The sequence below is a fragment of the Enterobacter sp. 118C5 genome (assembly GCF_034107645.1).
GTDB classification, from domain to species: Bacteria; Pseudomonadota; Gammaproteobacteria; order Enterobacterales; family Enterobacteriaceae; genus Enterobacter; species Enterobacter nematophilus.
This window is the reverse complement of the sequence record NZ_JAWNEU010000003.1, coordinates 243527-260782: the sequence shown is the minus strand read 5'-3', so window position 1 is coordinate 260782 and position 17256 is coordinate 243527. Positions and strand designations below refer to the sequence as shown.

At 56.6% G+C, this 17256-nt stretch carries 16 protein-coding genes; 9 read left to right on the top strand and 7 right to left on the bottom strand.

Annotated features, from left to right (window positions below):
* Positions 1 to 88 precede the first annotated feature (88 nt).
* The 5 genes from UTO39_RS08890 to mntR all read right to left on the bottom strand — a co-directional run bounded on the left by UTO39_RS08890 (position 89) and on the right by mntR (position 5955).
* Positions 89 to 1612 carry an efflux transporter outer membrane subunit gene (locus UTO39_RS08890; RefSeq protein ID WP_320726980.1) on the bottom strand — a complete coding sequence of 508 codons (1524 nt, stop codon included), beginning with the start codon at positions 1610 to 1612 and terminating at the stop codon, positions 89 to 91.
* Positions 1612 to 3183, bottom strand: coding sequence for a DHA2 family efflux MFS transporter permease subunit (locus UTO39_RS08885; protein WP_320726979.1), 1572 nt, complete (start codon positions 3181 to 3183; stop codon positions 1612 to 1614). Before UTO39_RS08885 ends, UTO39_RS08890 begins: the two co-directional genes overlap by 1 nt.
* Positions 3180 to 4274 (bottom strand): HlyD family secretion protein, encoded by a 1095-nt coding sequence (locus UTO39_RS08880; RefSeq protein WP_253541312.1) that lies wholly within the window; start codon positions 4272 to 4274, stop codon positions 3180 to 3182. The genes UTO39_RS08885 and UTO39_RS08880 overlap by 4 nt, the downstream gene beginning before the upstream one ends.
* 101 nt (positions 4275 to 4375) lie before the next feature.
* A complete protein-coding gene (locus tag UTO39_RS08875) occupies positions 4376 to 5485 on the bottom strand; it encodes an anion transporter (protein WP_253541309.1) in 1110 nt (369 codons plus the stop codon).
* Entirely contained in the window at positions 5482 to 5955 is a 474-nt protein-coding gene (mntR, locus tag UTO39_RS08870; RefSeq protein ID WP_008501176.1) for a manganese-binding transcriptional regulator MntR, read from the bottom strand. The genes UTO39_RS08875 and mntR overlap by 4 nt, the downstream gene beginning before the upstream one ends.
* A 183-nt stretch (positions 5956 to 6138) precedes the next feature.
* Here mntR and mntS point away from each other — a divergent pair, with 183 nt between their 5' ends.
* Both mntS and UTO39_RS08860 read left to right on the top strand, forming a co-directional pair.
* Entirely contained in the window at positions 6139 to 6267 is a 129-nt protein-coding gene (mntS, locus tag UTO39_RS08865; RefSeq protein WP_014831181.1) for a manganase accumulation protein MntS, read from the top strand.
* A gap of 269 nt (positions 6268 to 6536) precedes the next feature.
* Positions 6537 to 8120, top strand: coding sequence for a phosphoethanolamine transferase (locus UTO39_RS08860; RefSeq protein ID WP_151412781.1), 1584 nt, complete (start codon positions 6537 to 6539; stop codon positions 8118 to 8120).
* A gap of 107 nt (positions 8121 to 8227) precedes the next feature.
* On the opposite strand, the gene ompX is transcribed toward UTO39_RS08860, so the two are convergent.
* Positions 8228 to 8746 (bottom strand): outer membrane protein OmpX, encoded by a 519-nt coding sequence (ompX, locus tag UTO39_RS08855; protein WP_061098792.1) that lies wholly within the window; start codon positions 8744 to 8746, stop codon positions 8228 to 8230.
* Positions 8747 to 9101: 355 nt separating this feature from the next.
* On the opposite strand from ompX, the gene rhtA reads away from it, so the two are divergent.
* The 6 genes from rhtA to ybiO all read left to right on the top strand — a co-directional run bounded on the left by rhtA (position 9102) and on the right by ybiO (position 15699).
* Positions 9102 to 9989, top strand: a complete 888-nt coding sequence (gene rhtA, locus UTO39_RS08850) for a threonine/homoserine exporter RhtA (protein ID WP_266178471.1) — start codon at positions 9102 to 9104, stop codon at positions 9987 to 9989.
* A gap of 299 nt (positions 9990 to 10288) precedes the next feature.
* Positions 10289 to 10792: a DNA starvation/stationary phase protection protein Dps gene (dps, locus tag UTO39_RS08845; RefSeq protein ID WP_008501171.1), complete on the top strand. Its 504-nt coding sequence runs from the start codon at positions 10289 to 10291 to the stop codon at positions 10790 to 10792.
* A gap of 361 nt (positions 10793 to 11153) precedes the next feature.
* Entirely contained in the window at positions 11154 to 11897 is a 744-nt protein-coding gene (glnH, locus tag UTO39_RS08840) for a glutamine ABC transporter substrate-binding protein GlnH (protein WP_014831177.1), read from the top strand.
* Positions 11898 to 11981: 84 nt separating this feature from the next.
* A complete protein-coding gene (gene glnP, locus UTO39_RS08835) occupies positions 11982 to 12641 on the top strand; it encodes a glutamine ABC transporter permease GlnP (protein WP_003858462.1) in 660 nt (219 codons plus the stop codon).
* Positions 12638 to 13360, top strand: a complete 723-nt coding sequence (gene glnQ / locus UTO39_RS08830; protein WP_061098794.1) for a glutamine ABC transporter ATP-binding protein GlnQ — start codon at positions 12638 to 12640, stop codon at positions 13358 to 13360. Before glnP ends, glnQ begins: the two co-directional genes overlap by 4 nt.
* Before the next feature lie 125 nt (positions 13361 to 13485).
* The gene (ybiO, locus tag UTO39_RS08825) at positions 13486 to 15699 is read left to right on the top strand and encodes a mechanosensitive channel protein (protein WP_320727075.1); all 2214 of its coding nucleotides are present in this window, start codon (positions 13486 to 13488) and stop codon (positions 15697 to 15699) included.
* A 45-nt stretch (positions 15700 to 15744) separates the two neighbouring features.
* On the opposite strand, the gene rlmF is transcribed toward ybiO, so the two are convergent.
* Positions 15745 to 16656: a 23S rRNA (adenine(1618)-N(6))-methyltransferase RlmF gene (gene rlmF / locus UTO39_RS08820; RefSeq protein ID WP_320726978.1), complete on the bottom strand. Its 912-nt coding sequence runs from the start codon at positions 16654 to 16656 to the stop codon at positions 15745 to 15747.
* A gap of 243 nt (positions 16657 to 16899) precedes the next feature.
* Between rlmF and mcbA the strand changes: the two genes are divergently transcribed.
* A complete protein-coding gene (gene mcbA / locus UTO39_RS08815) occupies positions 16900 to 17166 on the top strand; it encodes a DUF1471 family periplasmic protein McbA (RefSeq protein WP_028012443.1) in 267 nt (88 codons plus the stop codon).
* The last annotated feature ends 90 nt before the right edge of the window (positions 17167 to 17256 follow it).

Below are 17256 nucleotides of genomic sequence, written 5' to 3'. Positions count from 1 at the left end.
ATGTCGATTGGGTGCCTGTTAGTTATACCCGCCCCTCAGCCATCGCGAATGTGGCGTTCCTGTCCGTTTCTTGCCCAATCCTCTGAATTTATCCGCGCGGGGCATCACCAAAGACGCTGTAGTCCGGGAGCTGCACCTGCTGATAGGGCTCCCAGCCGCCGCCGAGCGCCTTGTAAAGCGCCACCAGATCGAGCGCGCTCTGCACCTGCGCCTGCGCGCGCTGCTGCTCGGCCTGCGCCAGCTGCCGCTGGGCGTCCAGCACGTCGATAAAGCTGGCGATCCCCTGCCGGTAACTGTCGCTGGCTAAATCAAAGGCGTTTTGCAGGGCGTCGATGGTTTTCGCGAGGCCCGCTTCACGCTGCTGGTCGGTGCGATAGCTCACCAGCGCATTTTCCACGTCCCCGAGCGCCGTCAGGACCGTCTGGCGATAGTCCAGCACCGCCGCGCCCTGCTGCGCGCGCGCCACCTTGACGCTGGAGACTAGCCGCCCGCCCTGGAAGATGGGAATGGAAACCTGCGGGCCGAAGCTGTAGAAGTGGCTGCTCCAGTCGGTCAGCCAGCTGCTTTCGCTGTTGCGCAGGCCAAACTGCCCGGAGAGGGTAAAGCTTGGGAACAGCTCGGCCACCGAGACGCCGATTTGCGCCGTGGCGGCATGAAGGTTCGCCTCCGCTTCGCGCACGTCCGGGCGACGGCGCGCCAGCGTGGACGGAATGCCGGTCTGCACGATATCCGGCAGCGCGGGCATCGGCTGCGCGGATTGTAGTTCTGCATCCAGCGCCCCCGGCGGCTTGCCGAGCAGGATCGCCAGGCCGTTCATCGCCTGGCGCTCCTGCGCCTGATACTGCGGCAGCTGCGCTTCAAGATTGCCCAGCTGCGCCCGGGCGTTTTCCACGTCCATCTGCGGAGACAGCCCGCCGCGCTGGCGGCTTTCGGTGAGGTCCAGCGTCTGCTGCGCGCTTTTAATCTGGGTGTTCAGGGTGGCGATAATGCTCTGCGCCCCGCGCAGCTGGAGCCACGCGCGCGCCACTTCCGCTTCCAGGGATACCAGCGCGTCGTTGCGCTGCTCGATAGCGGCTTTCTGCTGCGCCTCGGCGGCTTCCACCTGACGGCGCACCTTGCCCCAGAGGTCGATTTCCCACTGGGCGTCGAAGCTGCCCTGGTAGAGGTGAATCGGCTGCGTCAGCGGGCCCAGCGCGCCTCTCAGTTCTGGATCGACATTATCCAGCTGGTCGTACACGCCGTGGGATTTTAGCTCCCCTTCCAGCCCGAGCTGCTGGCGCGTCGCCTGCAGATTGCCGTTCACCGACGGGAAAAAGGCCCCGCCCGCCTGGTTAATCTGTTCACGCGCCCCGGCTATGCGCAGCACCGTTTGCTGCAGCGTCAGGTTCCCGGCGATGGCGCGCTCGACAAGGCTGTCGAGCTGCGGCGAGCCGAAGGTTTTCCACCAGCGCGGGTTCGTCGCGGCGGAGGTGGTTTGCGATTTCACCCCGCTGTCGCCCTTATCGTTCCAGTGCGTAACGGCGGGCGGCGCAGGCTGCTGGTAGTCCGGCCCGACGGCGCAGCCCACCAGCAGCATCATAATCATCAGGGGGTGTAAACGTCTGTGTATCATCAGTGTGCTCCTGCACTCCCCTCGCTCTTAACCGGCGAGAGCAACAAACAAAACGGAATCAGTAACAAAGCCACCGCGCTCAGGATGGTGAAGACGTCGATGTAGGCCAGAAAGCGCGACTGCTCGATCATCGTCTGGTACATCCGCCCGGTGGCAATCCCGGTCGGGTCGCCCACCTGGGTGGTGAAGTCCTGGATCGCCTGGGCGCTTTCGCGTATCGCCAGCTGGAACTGCTCGTTAAACGGCGAGGCGTGGTACGCAAGGTGCGCGCTGTGCGCCTGCGCACGTTCGGTGATGGCGGCCGTCGAGAGCGAAATACCGATGGACCCCGCCACGTTGCGGAACATGGTAAACAGCGCCGCCGCATCGGCGTTAAGCCGCCTCGGTATAGAAATGAAGGCGATGGTGGTGAGCGGCACAAACAGGAACCCCAGACCAATCGACTGGGCGCTGCGGAACAGCACCAGCGTTTCGAAGTCTATATCCGGCGTCAGCGTGCGCGACCAGAAGAACGACACCGCCAGGCAGGTAAAGCCAAAGGCGATGATCCAGCGCGTCTGCACCACCGGCATCAGCTTCAGCACCAGCGGGATGGTCAGCACGATCAGCACCGCGCCGGGCGACAGCACCAGCCCGGACCAGGTGGCGGTATAGCCCAGATCCTGCTGCGCCAGCTGCGGAATCACCACCGAGCTGCCGTAGAGGATCATCGCCATCCCCGCCATCAGCAGGCTGGAGATCGCGAAGTTGCGGTCTTTCATGCAGTGGAGGTCAACTACCGGCTTTTTGGCATACATCAGCCAGTAGATTGCGCCGATAATGCCGACCAGCGTCAGCACCGCGAAGGTGCGGATAAAGTTCGAGTAGAACCAGTCGTCATCCTCGCCCCGATCGAGCATCACCTGCAAACAACCGAGACCGAGGGCGATCAGGCCGATCCCCGTCCAGTCGATCGTCAGCTTCTCTTTTGATTTGCTCTCCCACGGCGGATCTTCCAGCAGCTGGTAGATCGCCAGCACCGTCACAATCCCCACCGGGATGTTGATAAAGAACACCCAGCGCCAGGAGTAGTTGTCGGTGATCCAGCCCCCCAGCGTCGGGCCAAGCACCGGCGCAACGATAATGGCAATGGAGGAAAGCCCAAACGCTTTGCCCCTGTCCTCAGGCTTGAAGTAGTCGAGCAGCACCGACTGCTGGGTGGGCTGTAGCCCGCCGCCAAAGAAGCCCTGCATCACGCGGAACAGAATGATTTGCCAAAGCTCGGTGGCAATGCCGCACAGGAACGAGCAGATGGTGAACATCACGATGCAAATGAGGAAGAACTGCTTGCGGCCAAACAGCCGGCTCAGGAACGCCGAGATGGGCAGCACGATGCCGTTCGCCACCAGGTAGCTGGTCAGCACCCATGTGGATTCGTCATAGCTGGCCGAAAGCGACCCCGCCACGTGCGGCAGCGCGACGTTGACGATGGTGGTGTCCAGAATTTCCATAAACACCGCCAGGGTGACGACAATCGCCACCGCCCACGGGTTACTGGCGGGCTTCCAGTTATCGTGGCTGTGATCCGTCATTCCACGGTAACCTTCGGTTCAACCGACAGCCCCAGCGGCAGCGGCTTGTTCGGATCCAGACCTTTATCAATGACGATTTTTACCGGCACGCGCTGAACAATCTTCACGAAGTTACCGGTGGCGTTTTCCGACGGGAAGGCGGAGAAGCGCGAGCCGCTGCCCTGCTGGATGCTGTCGATATGGCCTTCAAGCTCCATATCCGGCCAGGCATCCACGGAGACGCTGACCTTATCGCCGGGCTTCATGCGCTCAAGCTGGGACTCTTTAAAATTCGCCACGACCCATACGTTCGGGGAAACCAGCGAGAACAGCGCGGTGCCCGCCTGCACCAGCGTGCCGGGCTGCACGTTGCGTTTGGTGACAAAGCCGTCGAACGGGGCGCGGACTTCGGTATAAGAGAGGTTCAGGTTCGCGGTTTCCAGCTGCGCTTTGGCCTGATCGACCTGACGCTCGCGGGCTTCCACGTTGGTCTCCTGCTGGCGAATCTGCAGCTGTATCTGCTCCGCCACTTCCAGCTGTGCCTGGGCGCTGGCCAGACCGGCCTGGGCGCTGCGCAGCTGAGCGTTCGCGGAATCAATACTTTGCTGGGTGGTCGCGCGCGGGTCGACGCCGCGCTGGCGCCGGTACTCTGCCTGCGCGTTCGCCAGATCGGCCTGCGCTTTCAGCACCTGCGCTTTGGCTTCGTCACGCTGGGCGGGATACTGCACTTTTGAGAGCGCCAGCTGCGCCTGGGCCTGGTGCAGCTGTGCGATAGCCAGCCCAAGCTGGGCCTGAGCCTGATCGCGCTGGGCGGTGGTATCGCGAGGATCGATGACCACCAGCAGGTCGCCCTTTTTCACGCGCTGGTTATCGCGCACGCGAAGCTCGGTAACGTAGCCCGCCGTTTTGGGGGCAATCGTCACCACGTCGCCGTCGGTAAAGGCGTCGTCGGTGGTCTCTTCGTTACGGGTTAAAAACCACCAGACCAGCGCCACAACAACCATCACCACCACGACAATGCCGAGGATAATTAACGGTTTTTTGCCCGGGCGTTTACGCTCGTTATTGTTTTTTTCCTGCTCGTCAGCAGGCGGATTTTGTTCTTCTGCCATAGTTCAGCAACGGTCCTGTCAGTGAGCGGCATCACAGTATGCCGTTCACTAAAGCTAGGACGTTGCTATACATTTGCCAGGAAAAACTGACAAATTGCGCACTATATGAGAAGGAATAGTCCGAAACCAATCGCCGCAGCCCAGAGCAGCATCGGAATCGACCAGAGGTGGAAGCGCCACCAGATGCGGCGGTCGTTGGCCATCCGCAGGGCGATCAGGTTTGCCAGGGAGCCGGGCAGCAGCCCAAACCCGCCGATGTTGACCGCCCAGGCCAGCAGCGTGTCCGGCGGAACGTAGTTGAGCAGCAGAATGGTGGCAGGCACGTTGCTGATAAACTGCGACAGGCCAATCGCCGTGAGCCACAGCCCCGGCTGCGACAGACCGCTGACGCTGTGCAGAACGTTTTGCAGCACCGGAAGCTGAATAAGCAGATGCACGTCGATGAACATCGCCATAAAGACCAGCAGCAGCGTCCAGTCCACGCTCACCAGCACGCGCCGCGCCAGCACGACAAAGCCCGCGGCGACGAGCAGGACGCCCGCCAGCTCATACTTCAGCTCCAGGGCGAACAGAAAGACGATGTATAACCCGAGACAGCTCCAGACCAGCCGCGGCTGCCACTGCGGGCCCGTGGTCCCGCTATGGTATTGCAGCTTTTTATCCGGAAACGCGAACCAGCAGACCGCCAGCAGCGACAGCATCATCACCAGCGCCAGAGGCGCCATCTGCCAGGTAAAGGCGGCGAATGACAGGCCGGAACGTCCCCAGAGAAGTATATTTTGCGGGTTACCGATGGGCGTCAACAGAGAACCGGCGTTAACGGCGAGCGCTTCAAAGATGATCAAGCGGCTGACAGGGATCTCGCAGAGCTTACGCAGGGTGAGAGTGAGGGGCACGATGATAAACAGCGCCACATCGTTGGTCAGAAACGTCGACAGCACCGCGGCGGAGAACACCATAAACAGGGCCAGCCTGCGCTCGGTGGCAAAACGGCGCACCATTTTACGCCCCAGGACGTCAAAATAGCCGCTCAGCTCGACCCCTTTGGTCAGCATCATTAACCCGCTCAGGGTGATGATGGTTCGCCAGTCAATCGCCGCAGACCAGGCCTGTGGCGCAAACGGCACAAACAGGCTTAACCCGGCGCCAGTAATTAATAAGAGATGGAAGAAACGATCGCGTGACAGGGCCTGCAGTCCAGGGATTTTCATTCAGCGGAGGGACCATATTTAAGGGTAAATTCGCGAAACTTCACCAGCGTCTCTTCGCTAACGTGGTGCTCCATTCCTTCCGCATCCCGGCGGGCAATTTCCGGGCTGACGCCCAGCACCAGCAAAAAGTTCTCGACAAGCTGATGGCGCTCGCGGCTCTCCTGCGCAAGCTTCTCCCCTTCCGGCGTCAGAAACACGCCGCGCCAGGGGATCATTTCGATCAGGCCTACCGAGGCCAGACGTTTTAACATTTTAGCGACCGTTGGCTGCGAAACCCCCAGCCTGGCGGCCATATCAACCTGACGCGCTTCCCCAACCTCGCGGATCAGATCGGAAATCAGCTCAACATAATCATCAATCAGTTCACGCCGGTGCGCTTCACGGACCTGGCGAAAACCTTCGACATGTTCTTCAACATTCACCAGTTGCGTCGTTTTTTTAATGGTTGGCTTACCTGCGCGACGGTTCATTGTACTTCCTCAGTGGGGTGACGCTTCCAGCGCCCGGTATCGAGAGCGCACATTGTAAACCATAGCTCTGCAAGCACAAAAAATTAACGAAATAGCCATAGCTATACAATATAGCCTGTGCTATATCTGTATGTAATGCAGTCACCCTTCACGGATCGAAGGGATCAAACATCAGGAGGTCTTATGAACGAATTCAAGAGGTGTATGACCGTGTTTACCCACTCTCCTTTTAAAGTGCGCTTAATGCTGTTGAACATGCTGTGCGATATGTTTAACAACAAACCGCATCAGGACGACAAACCTTCCCACTAAGCGGCGTTGCGGTACGCCGCTTCATTTTTCTGTCACACTTCCGCTGTAAACTGACCAATTCCCGATAATTTTTGCGGATTTGCAGCCCCCCTCGCAAAACATCTGTTTAGCAACTGTTGACCTTAATTCACGCTCGCACTATCTTCTTGCAGCCCTGCACAATTTGCGGCTCGCTGAAGCGGACCACTCATTCCCTTTCCACGCACTGTCCGGCAGGCTTTGACCCTTGGCGCCAGGGTGAGCACATGGCGTTTTTGTGATAGTGACCTATGAATGTAACCCTGTTAGATACCATCGTTACCCGCAGCCGGGCCTTAAGCCCGTGGACGGGATTTTACTTTTTGCAGTCGCTGCTGATTAACTTTGCGCTCGGCTATCCCTTCAGCCTGCTTTATGCAGTGGCTTTCACCTGCATCCTGCATGTGCTGTGGCGAGCGGCCCCGCGCGTGCAGAAAGCGTTGGTGGGGGTCTGCTCGCTGGTTGCTGCGATGTATTTCCCGTTTGGCCAGGCCTACGGCTCGCCAAACTTTAATACCCTTCTCGCGCTGCACTCCACCAATATGGAAGAGTCGACGGAGATCCTGACGATCTTCCCCTGGTACAGCTACGTGGTAGGGTTATTTATCTTCGCGTTGGGCGTTATCGCCATCCGCCGTCGGTCGGGCGAGAAAAAATCCTGGGGTAAAATCGAAATACTCTGTCTGGTCTTCAGCCTTGCCGTGGCGTTCGTCGCCCCCATCCAGAATATTCCCTGGGACGGTAAGCTAAGGCTCATCAATATCGGCTATCCGGTTTTCCGCTTCGTGAAAGACGTCGTCGTGAACAATAAAGAGGTTCTCGACGAGCAGGCGCGCATGGCTGAACTTTCCAATATGAAAGACACCTGGAACGTGCTGGCGGTTAAGCCGAAATACCATACCTATGTGGTGGTGATTGGCGAGAGCGCACGTCGCGACGCACTGGGCGCCTTCGGCGGGCACTGGAATAACACGCCGTTTGCCAGCTCGGTCAACGGTACCCTGTTTACCGATTATGTGGCGGCCAGCGGTTCAACGCAGAAATCGCTCGGCCTGACGCTGAACCGCGTGGTGGATGGCAAACCTCAGTTTCAGGATAATTTCGTCACCCTTGCCAACCGCGCCGGTTTTCAGACCTGGTGGTTCTCCAATCAGGGGCAAATTGGCGAATACGACACGGCCATCGCCAGTATTGCCAAGCGTGCTGACGAAGTGCAGTTCCTGAAGAGCGGCGACTTTGAAGCCGACAAAAACACCAAAGACGAGGCGCTGCTGAAGATGACGGCGCAGGTCTTTGCTACCCCGCGCACCCAGCCGCAGCTGATTGTCCTGCACCTGATGGGGTCGCACCCGCAGGCCTGCGATCGCACTGGCGGGAAATACGCGGAGTTTGTGCAGTCTAAAGAGACCTCTTGCTATCTCTACACCATGACTCAAACTGACGAACTGCTCAGCAAGCTTTACGATCAGCTGCGCAACACGGGCGAAAGCTTCTCCGTGGTCTATTTCTCGGATCACGGGCTGGCGTTCAAAGAGCGTGGTAAAGAAGTGCAGTATCTGGCGCACGACGACCAGTTCCAGCAGAATTTCCAGGTGCCGTTTATGGTGCTGTCGAGTGATGATAAAACGCATCGCGTTATCAAAGCGCGGCGCTCGGCGAATGATTTCCTGCAGTTCTTCTCGCAGTGGACGGGGATTAAGGCCAAAGAGATAAAAAATAGTTACCCGTTTATCTCCAACAAGAAAGCGCCCCCAGTGTACGTTACCAACTTCAAGTTACAGAAAGTTGACTACAACCATTTGGGTACGGATATTTTTGATATTAAGAGTAAGTAAGCTGTGCGGTCTGATGCGCTCACCCTGGCCCTCTCCCACTGGGAGAGGGTACAAACAAAAAAAAATCCGCCACATTGGGCGGATTTTTTATTAGCTCACCGAAGTGATTAGAAGCGGTAACCTACGCCCGCGATCCAGGTGCCAACGTCAACGTTGCGGATACGGCTCTGCTCATAGGAGAAGTCCAGAGCAACGTTTTCGATTGGGTTGAACTGCATACCCGCGCCATAGGAGAAGCCGTAGTCGCTGTTGCTTGCAGTGCGGTTCAGACCCTGGTTTTCGGTCTGCTGGAATTTACCGTAGCCAACACCTACAACACCGTAGATGCTTGCCCAGTCGTTCAGACGGTAAGCTGGACCAGCAGTGATACCGTAGTACTGGCCTTTGTTGTATGCGCCGTTTTCAGTACGATCTTTCTCGGTGTAGGTGAAAGAACCGATCACGCCCAGCGGGTTGTTATCCTGCTCGTAACGATACTTCAGGTTGAAACCGTTGGTTTTGTTCATCACGCCCTGCATATCGCTCTGAGCGTAACCACCAGTTACGGTAGAAGTAGCAGCTACAGCGGTACCTGCGGAAACAGCCAGTACAGCGGCCAGTGCTGAAAGACATGCAATTTTTTTCATAACCACCTCAAATGTGCTTCAAGTAAGTCCGTAAGTTTTAAATATATCAAAAAAATTTGCGAAACTCTTTGTGATTCGTGATGTCTAACGAGGCCTTTCCTGTAACAGAACGTTTCCAACCTCAGCTAACTCTTTCAAATCACATGCGATTTTTCCTACTAAACGCCCATATTGCGCGTCTGCGCCGTTATATTCATCCAGATTATTCCTAATCTTTCAGGTGATAAATCCACCAGCGCTTAACCATTTTACGGATTTCACGGGTCTTTTTTTTCAACGTAGTCTCAACCGTAGCTGTATATTTCCTTTACACTGCAACCTTTACTCCATTTGACATTAGCTTACAGGAGAAAGGATGCCTGGGTTATCTCGCACGTCGTCGGTCTGGTTGCCGGTAGCCGTCATACTTATTGCCATGCTGTCCATCCAAAGCGGTGCTTCGCTGGCAAAATCGCTTTTTCCACTGGTGGGTGCGCCCGGGGTGACAGCCCTGCGTATCGTGCTGGGCACGGCGATACTCGTTGCCATTTTCAAACCCTGGCGTCTGCGCTTCAAAAAAGAGCAACGGCTCCCCCTGCTTTTTTATGGCCTGTCCCTCGGGGCAATGAACTATATGTTCTACCTCTCCATCCAGACCATCCCGCTCGGGATCGCCGTCGCGCTGGAGTTTACCGGCCCGCTGGCGGTGGCGCTTTTCTCATCACGTCGTCCGGTGGATTTTATCTGGGTCGTGCTGGCCGTTCTGGGCTTATGGTTCCTGCTGCCGCTCGGTCAGAATGTCTCTGAGATTGACCTCACGGGCGCAGCGCTGGCTCTGGGAGCAGGAGCGTGCTGGGCAGTCTATATCCTCACCGGGCAGCGCGCGGGTGAAGAGCATGGCCCGGCAACGGTCGCCCTGGGTTCCGTGATTGCGGCTATCGTTTTTGTGCCGATCGGTATGGCGCAGGCCACGGAGTCTATCTGGCAATGGTCAGTCATGCCCATTGGGCTGGCGGTCGCTATTCTTTCAACGGCTCTCCCCTATTCTCTGGAGATGATCGCCCTGACGCGTCTGCCGACGCGCATATTTGGCACCCTGATGAGCATGGAGCCCGCCCTTGCGGCAATCTCCGGGATGGTGTTCCTGGGCGAAACGCTGACGTTTACCCAGACGCTGGCGCTCTGCTCAATTATCGCGGCGTCGATGGGGTCAACGCTCACCATGCGCCCTGAGCCCAAAGTTGAGAAAATCGACATCGGCTAATGCCATATATTCTGCATGGCTTCACGGCCATGCAGAATAAAGGCCAAAGCGCCATCCGTTATAATTCCTTACATAGTTTGTCATATTATCGAAATATCCTGCCCCGTCTATTTCCCTTACGGTGAATTAAGATTGATCTGTATCAATTTTAAAATTTTCTACTAATTTCAATCATTTAAATTATCAACCTCCTTCTCGCTATTAAACCGATAGGCACAGCCAGACCGCAGAGAAAAAATCCGGTGCTATACTTAGTTCCGTAATTACCTGGGACATAAACATCAAGAGGATATGAGATTATGAGTACCGCTAAACTGGTGAAAACGAAAGCGTCTAATCTGCTTTATACCCGTAACGATGTATCGGATAGCGACAAAAAAGCGACCATTGAGTTGCTGAATCGCCAGGTGATCCAGTTCATCGATCTTTCGCTGATCACCAAACAGGCCCACTGGAATATGCGCGGTGCAAACTTTATTGCCGTCCATGAAATGCTGGATGGCTTCCGCACAGCACTGGTGACACACCTCGATACGATGGCTGAACGTGCCGTACAGCTGGGTGGTGTCGCGCTTGGGACCACGCAGGTGATCAACAGCAAAACGCCGCTGAAAAGCTACCCGCTGGATATTCACACCGTTCAGGATCACCTGAAAGAGCTGGCGGACCGCTACGCGATTGTGGCCAATGACGTGCGCAAAGCGATTAGCGAAGCGAAGGATGAAGATACCGCAGACATCTTCACCGCCGCGTCCCGCGACCTGGATCAGTTCCTGTGGTTTATCGAATCTAACATCGAGTAATCCATACGACTTTCCTATCAAACCCTCGCCTCTGGTGAGGGTTTTGCACATTTATGGTGCACAGATTTTGCCTGAGACGGTGCAAAAGTGAAGAAATTGTAATAATCACCTCACACAACCGTTAATGGAAGATTGTTTTTTCGTCAGAATTTACGCTAAATATCTCCCCGTCAGTTGACCCAAACGAAGCGCACCAAAATGGTGCTCCATGCTGGTGCAACACGACATCATTGCCACGCTTTTTGTGCAATGCATGATTCCATCCCCTTTGCAAAACAACAGCTTGTAAAGTTGGCACGATTTTTTCATTGTACCAGTCGTTCTCGCAGGGGATCGCCCCGTGGATATAAAAGGAAATGCTATGAAGTCTGTATTAAAAGTTTCACTGGCTGCACTTACCCTGGCTTTTGCGGTGTCCTCTCAGGCTGCCGACAAACTGGTTGTGGCGACCGACACGGCGTTCGTTCCGTTTGAATTCAAACAGGGTGACAAATACGTTGGTTTTGATGTTGATCTGTGGGCCGCTATCGCCAAAGAACTCAAACTGGACTACACCCTGAAGCCGATGGACTTCAGCGGCATCATCCCGGCGCTGCAAACCAAAAACGTCGATCTGGCGCTGGCGGGCATCACCATTACCGAAGAACGTAAAAAAGCGATCGACTTCTCCGACGGCTACTACAAAAGCGGCCTGCTGGTGATGGTGAAAGCGGACAATAACGATGTTAAAAGCGTGAAAGACCTCGACGGTAAAGTGGTGGCAGTGAAGAGCGGCACCGGTTCCGTGGATTACGCGAAAGCGAACATCAAAACCAAAGACCTGCGCCAGTTCCCGAACATCGACAACGCGTACATGGAGCTCGGCACCAACCGTGCTGACGCCGTTCTGCACGACACCCCGAACATCCTGTACTTCATCAAAACGGCTGGTAACGGCAAGTTCAAAGCCGTGGGCGACTCTCTGGAAGCGCAGCAGTACGGTATCGCGTTCCCGAAAGGCAGCGACGATCTGCGCACGAAGGTTAACGGCGCGCTGAAAACCCTGAAAGAGAACGGCACCTACAACGAAATCTATAAAAAATGGTTCGGTACTGAGCCTAAATAATAAGACGTAAAAATGACGTTCACTCGGGGGCGACCTTTCGCCCCTGCTATTTTTGAAACACGGTAACAGTAACAGGAAATTATCATGCAGTTTGACTGGAGCGCCATCTGGCCTGCCATTCCACTCTTGCTTGAAGGCGCTAAAATGACCCTGTGGATTTCGGTCCTCGGTCTGGTTGGCGGGTTGATTATCGGTCTTGTCGCCGGTTTCGCCCGCACCTACGGCGGCTGGATTGCAAACCACATCGCACTGGTTTTCATCGAAGTGATCCGCGGCACCCCGATTGTCGTGCAGGTCATGTTCATCTACTTCGCCCTGCCAATGGCCTTTACCGACCTGCGCATCGATCCGTTCAGCGCGGCCGTCGTGACCATTATGATCAACTCGGGCGCCTATATCGCGGAAATTACCCGCGGTGCGGTGCTGTCGATTCATAAAGGTTTCAGCGAAGCCGGTCTGGCGTTAGGTCTGTCTCGTCGCGAAACGATCCGCCACGTTATTCTCCCGCTGGCGCTGCGCCGCATGCTGCCGCCGCTGGGTAACCAGTGGATCATCAGCATTAAAGATACGTCGCTGTTCATCGTTATCGGCGTGGCCGAACTGACCCGTCAGGGCCAGGAAATTATTGCGGGCAACTTCCGCGCGCTGGAAATCTGGAGTGCGGTCGCCGTTGTCTACCTGATCATTACGCTGGTACTGAGCTTCGTTCTGCGCCGTCTTGAAAGAAGGATGAAAATCCTGTGATTGAATTTAAAAACGTTTCCAAGCACTTTGGCCCAACCCAGGTGCTGCACAATATCGATCTGAACATCAGGCAGGGTGAAGTGGTGGTGATTATCGGGCCGTCCGGTTCCGGTAAATCGACCCTGCTGCGCTGCATCAACAAGCTGGAAGAGATCACCAGCGGCGATCTGATCGTCGACGGCCTGAAGGTGAACGACCCGAAGGTGGACGAGCGTCTGATTCGCCAGGAAGCGGGCATGGTGTTCCAGCAGTTCTACCTGTTCCCGCACCTGACGGCGCTGGAAAACGTGATGTTTGGCCCACTGCGCGTGCGCGGTGCCAACAAAGCGGCGGCGGAAGCGCTGGCAAAAGACCTGCTGGCGAAGGTTGGTCTGGCGGAGCGTGCGCACCACTATCCTTCCGAGCTCTCCGGCGGCCAGCAGCAGCGCGTGGCGATTGCGCGCGCGCTGGCGGTGAAGCCGAAGATGATGCTGTTTGATGAGCCGACGTCCGCACTCGACCCGGAGCTGCGCCACGAGGTGCTGAAAGTCATGCAGGATCTGGCGGAAGAAGGGATGACGATGGTGATCGTGACCCACGAAATTGGCTTTGCTGAGAAGGTGGCCTCCCGCCTGATCTTTATTGATAAAGGCCGCATCGCCGAAGACGGCAATCCGCAGGCGCTGATCGCGAATCCGCCGAGCCAGCGTTTGCAGGAGTTCCTGCAGCACGTCTCCTGATCCCTCGCTTCATACCGAGCCGGGCTTGCCCGGCTTTTTTACGCCAGATTGTTCCCAAAAACTCTCCTGCGCCCCTTGCCCTCTATACTTATCATTTTGCACGATATTTTTTGTCGGAGGACGCCGTGCCGTGGATCCTGCTGCTGTTGATAAGCCTGTTTAGTGCGCCATCGCTCGCCGTGGCGATCCCCGGTGTCACCACCGGAACGACCGCTACCCAGCAAAGCACGCCGCCTCCGGAACCGGATGCTGAACAAAAAAAGGCGGCTTACAGCGCGCTTGCCGACGTCCTTGAAAACGACGCCTCCAGAAAAGAGCTCATCGAGCAATTGCGCAAAGCCGCCGCCACGCCGCCGCAGGAAACCGTTCCGACCCTCACCCCGCCGCCAGTGGAAGAACAAAAAACGGTGCTGGAAAACATCACCGACGTGAGCCGCCACTATGGGGAAGCGCTCTCCTCACGCTTTGCCCAGCTTTACCGCAACCTGATGGGATCCCAGCACAAGGCGTTTAACCCGCATACCTTTACCGCCGCCGCCACCCAGTTTTTGATGCTGGCCGCGGCCGTGTTTATTTTTTACTGGCTGGTGCGCCTGTGCGCCTGGCCGCTGTACCGCAGGATGGGCCACTGGGGGCGAAAAAAGAACCAGCATAAAAACAGCTGGCTGCACCTCCCCGCTATGGTTGCCGGGGCGTTTATCATCGATTTACTGCTGCTGGCGTTAACGCTGTTTGTCGGTCAGGTGCTGGCGGACCGCCTCAATACGGGCAACAAAACCATTGCCTTCCAGCAGGCGCTCTTCCTGAACGCGTTTGCGCTCATCGAATTTTTTAAAGCGGTGCTGCGCGTCATCTTTTGCCCGCGCGTGCCTGAGCTTCGCCCTTTCAATATCAACGACGACAGCGCGAAATACTGGGCCGTGCGGCTAAGCGTCCTCAGCGGCCTGATAGGCTACGGCCTGCTGGTTGCCGTGCCGATTATCTCCAACCAGGTTAACGTGCAGTTTGGCGCGCTGGCGAACGTGCTGATTATGCTCTGTATAACCGTCTGGTCTCTGTACCTTATCTTTCACAATAAAAGGGCGATCACCGAGAGTCTGCTGCATCTGGCCGACCGTTCCCTCTCTTTTTTCAGCCTGTTTATCCGCGCCTTCGCGCTGGTGTGGCACTGGCTGGCAAGCGCGTACTTTATTGTGCTGTGCTTCTTCTCGCTGTTCGACCCGGGAAACAGCCTGAAATTTATGATGGGGGCGACGTTTAAAAGCCTGGCGATTATCGGCATCGCGGCATTTGTGTCCGGGCTGTTGTCCCGCTGGATCTCGAAAACCATCACCCTGTCGCCGCAGGTGCAGCGTAATTACCCGGAACTGCAAAAACGGGTGAACGGCTGGATGTCGGTGTCGCTCAAGGTGGCGCGCATTCTGACCGTCTGCGTGGCGATCATGCTGCTGCTGAACGCGTGGAGCCTGTTTGATTTCTGGAACTGGCTGCATAACGGCGCCGGCGAGAAGACCGTCGATATTTTAATTCGTATCGCGCTGATTCTGTTCTTCTCCACCGTTGGCTGGACGCTGCTGGCGAGCCTTATCGAGAACCGCCTGGTATCGGATATTCACGGCAGACCGCTCCCCAGCGCCCGCGCGCGCACGCTGTTGACCCTGTTCCGTAATGCGCTGGCGGTGATCATCAGCACCATCACCATCATGATCGTGCTGTCGGAAATCGGCGTGAATATCGCCCCGCTGCTGGCGGGTGCCGGCGCGCTGGGGCTGGCGATCTCCTTCGGTTCGCAAACGCTGGTGAAGGATATTATTACCGGCATCTTTATCCAGTTTGAGAACGGAATGAATACGGGCGATCTGGTGACCATCGGGCCGCTGACCGGCACCGTGGAGAGGATGTCGATTCGCTCGGTGGGCGTGCGTCAGGATACCGGGGCGTACCACATCATTCCGTGGTCATCGATCACCACCTTCGCCAACTTTGTGCGCGGCATTGGCTCCGTTGTGGCGAACTACGATGTGGATCGTCATGAGGATGCGGATAAAGCGAAGCAGGCGCTGAGGGATGCGGTCAGCGAACTGATGGAGATGGAGGATATTCGCGGGCTGGTGATTGGCGAACCGTCGTTTGCCGGCATCGTTGGGCTGACCAACACGGCGTTCACCCTGCGCGTGTCGTTCACCACGCAGCCGCTGAAGCAGTGGACGGTACGCTTTGCCCTCGACAGCATGGTGAAAAAGCACTTCGATCTGGCGAACGTGCGAACGCCGGTGCAGACGTATCAGGTGTTGTCGCCGCCCGCCTCGCCGCTCCCTCCGCAGGAACCGACGCTGTAACCGAGCCGGGTGGCGGCTTCGCCTGACCCGGCCTACGAGGGGGTACTATTTGCGACGTTTGTTATCGTCCATAAACGACCAGGCGATAAAGCGGCTCTGCTTCTGGCCCTGCGCCATCTCTTTTTTCACGACTTTTACGGCGCCCGCTTCGCTCAGGGCGCGGTAGAGCGGCGGCAGGTTATCCCCGCGGGAAACCAGCGTCGTGAACCACTTCACCTGACGGCCAAACTGTTTGCTTTCCGCAATCATGCGCAGGATAAAGGCAACTTCACCGCCCTCGCACCACAGCTCCTGCTGCTGCCCGCCAAAGTTCAGCGCGGCGTCTTCCGCCTGACCGAGGTTGCGGCGTTTACGCTCGCTGCCCGCGCGGGCCGCTGCCGCCGAATCATGGAACGGCGGGTTGCACATCGTGGCGTCATAGCTTTCGTTTTTATGAATAATGCCGTTGAAGATCGACGCCGCATCTTTCTGACGACGCAGACGAATGGCGCGGCTCAGGCCGGGGTTAGCGCTGACGATCGCCTGCGCGCTGGCAAAGGCCTCGGCGCCGATTTCGCTCCCGGTAAAGCGCCAGCGATACTCATGCACGCCAATCAGCGGGTAAATCAGGTTTGCCCCGGTACCAATATCCAGGACGGAAGCCTGCGGTGGGATCGCGCCGTCACGATCTTCGGCGAGAAGATCGGCAAGGTGATGGACGTAATCAGCCCGGCCCGGAACGGGAGGACAGAGAAAGCCTTCCGGGATATCCCAGTGCGCCACGCCGTAAAAATGCGCCAGCAGCGCTTTGTTCAGCGTTTTCACCGCCTGCGGATCGGCAAAGTTGACGGTCGGCTCACCCGCTGGGGTCTGGACAATGTAGTCCTGCAGCGCAGGGCAGCTCTGGCACAGGGCGCTCATGTCGTAGCGGCTACGGTGGCGGTTTCGCGGGTGCAATCCCGGCTTTTGGGAAGTCATGGCATTCTCCTTTAAACAGCGGCGTAAGATACCCTGTGCTGGCCCAGCGGTAAATCTTTCTCTGCGGCGCTTAAAAAAACGCCGTAAATCAAACACCTCTACGTCTATGATCTGTCAGCGAATTGTCAGTTTTTATCGTTCAAAAAATAAGCAGATCATCATCAAATATTTGCGCTAAGTCACACTCGTCAGGCTTCTAAACTTAAAGGGAATCACCTGTTGTTTCCTCATGAGGATGTGATTATGAAAAAGTACCTGACCCTTGCTGTTATCGCCGGCGCCCTGGCGACCGCTTCATTTTCTGCAATGGCCGTTCAGTCACTGAATGAAAGTACCGATACCAGCCAGCTGCGTCCGGCGGGCACCGTCTCGGTTAGCCGCGCAAGTAACCTGGACGATCTGCAAAACAAACTGGCCGAGAAAGCCCGCCAGGAAGGTGCGAAAGGCTTTGTGGTGAACTCCGCAGGCGGAGATAACCATATGTACGGCACGGCAACCATCTATAAATAATTTCCCTCTTTATAAGACTGCATCTGCCTGCCGGATGCAGTTCGTTTTCCCCTTTATCTTGATTGTTCATTTTTTAACCCCATATTAAAA

What these genes read in the sequence shown, in the direction of transcription:
- UTO39_RS08890 (WP_320726980.1), bottom strand. Translation starts at nt 1,612, where the DNA reads ATGATACACAGACGTTTACACCCCCTGATGATTATGATGCTGCTGGTG.
- UTO39_RS08885 (WP_320726979.1), bottom strand. Translation starts at nt 3,183, where the DNA reads ATGACGGATCACAGCCACGATAACTGGAAGCCCGCCAGTAACCCGTGG.
- UTO39_RS08880 (WP_253541312.1), bottom strand. Translation starts at nt 4,274, where the DNA reads ATGGCAGAAGAACAAAATCCGCCTGCTGACGAGCAGGAAAAAAACAAT.
- UTO39_RS08875 (WP_253541309.1), bottom strand. Translation starts at nt 5,485, where the DNA reads ATGAAAATCCCTGGACTGCAGGCCCTGTCACGCGATCGTTTCTTCCAT.
- mntR (WP_008501176.1), bottom strand. Translation starts at nt 5,955, where the DNA reads ATGAACCGTCGCGCAGGTAAGCCAACCATTAAAAAAACGACGCAACTG.
- mntS (WP_014831181.1), top strand. Translation starts at nt 6,139, where the DNA reads ATGAACGAATTCAAGAGGTGTATGACCGTGTTTACCCACTCTCCTTTT.
- UTO39_RS08860 (WP_151412781.1), top strand. Translation starts at nt 6,537, where the DNA reads ATGAATGTAACCCTGTTAGATACCATCGTTACCCGCAGCCGGGCCTTA.
- ompX (WP_061098792.1), bottom strand. Translation starts at nt 8,746, where the DNA reads ATGAAAAAAATTGCATGTCTTTCAGCACTGGCCGCTGTACTGGCTGTT.
- rhtA (WP_266178471.1), top strand. Translation starts at nt 9,102, where the DNA reads ATGCCTGGGTTATCTCGCACGTCGTCGGTCTGGTTGCCGGTAGCCGTC.
- dps (WP_008501171.1), top strand. Translation starts at nt 10,289, where the DNA reads ATGAGTACCGCTAAACTGGTGAAAACGAAAGCGTCTAATCTGCTTTAT.
- glnH (WP_014831177.1), top strand. Translation starts at nt 11,154, where the DNA reads ATGAAGTCTGTATTAAAAGTTTCACTGGCTGCACTTACCCTGGCTTTT.
- glnP (WP_003858462.1), top strand. Translation starts at nt 11,982, where the DNA reads ATGCAGTTTGACTGGAGCGCCATCTGGCCTGCCATTCCACTCTTGCTT.
- rlmF (WP_320726978.1), bottom strand. Translation starts at nt 16,656, where the DNA reads ATGACTTCCCAAAAGCCGGGATTGCACCCGCGAAACCGCCACCGTAGC.
- mcbA (WP_028012443.1), top strand. Translation starts at nt 16,900, where the DNA reads ATGAAAAAGTACCTGACCCTTGCTGTTATCGCCGGCGCCCTGGCGACC.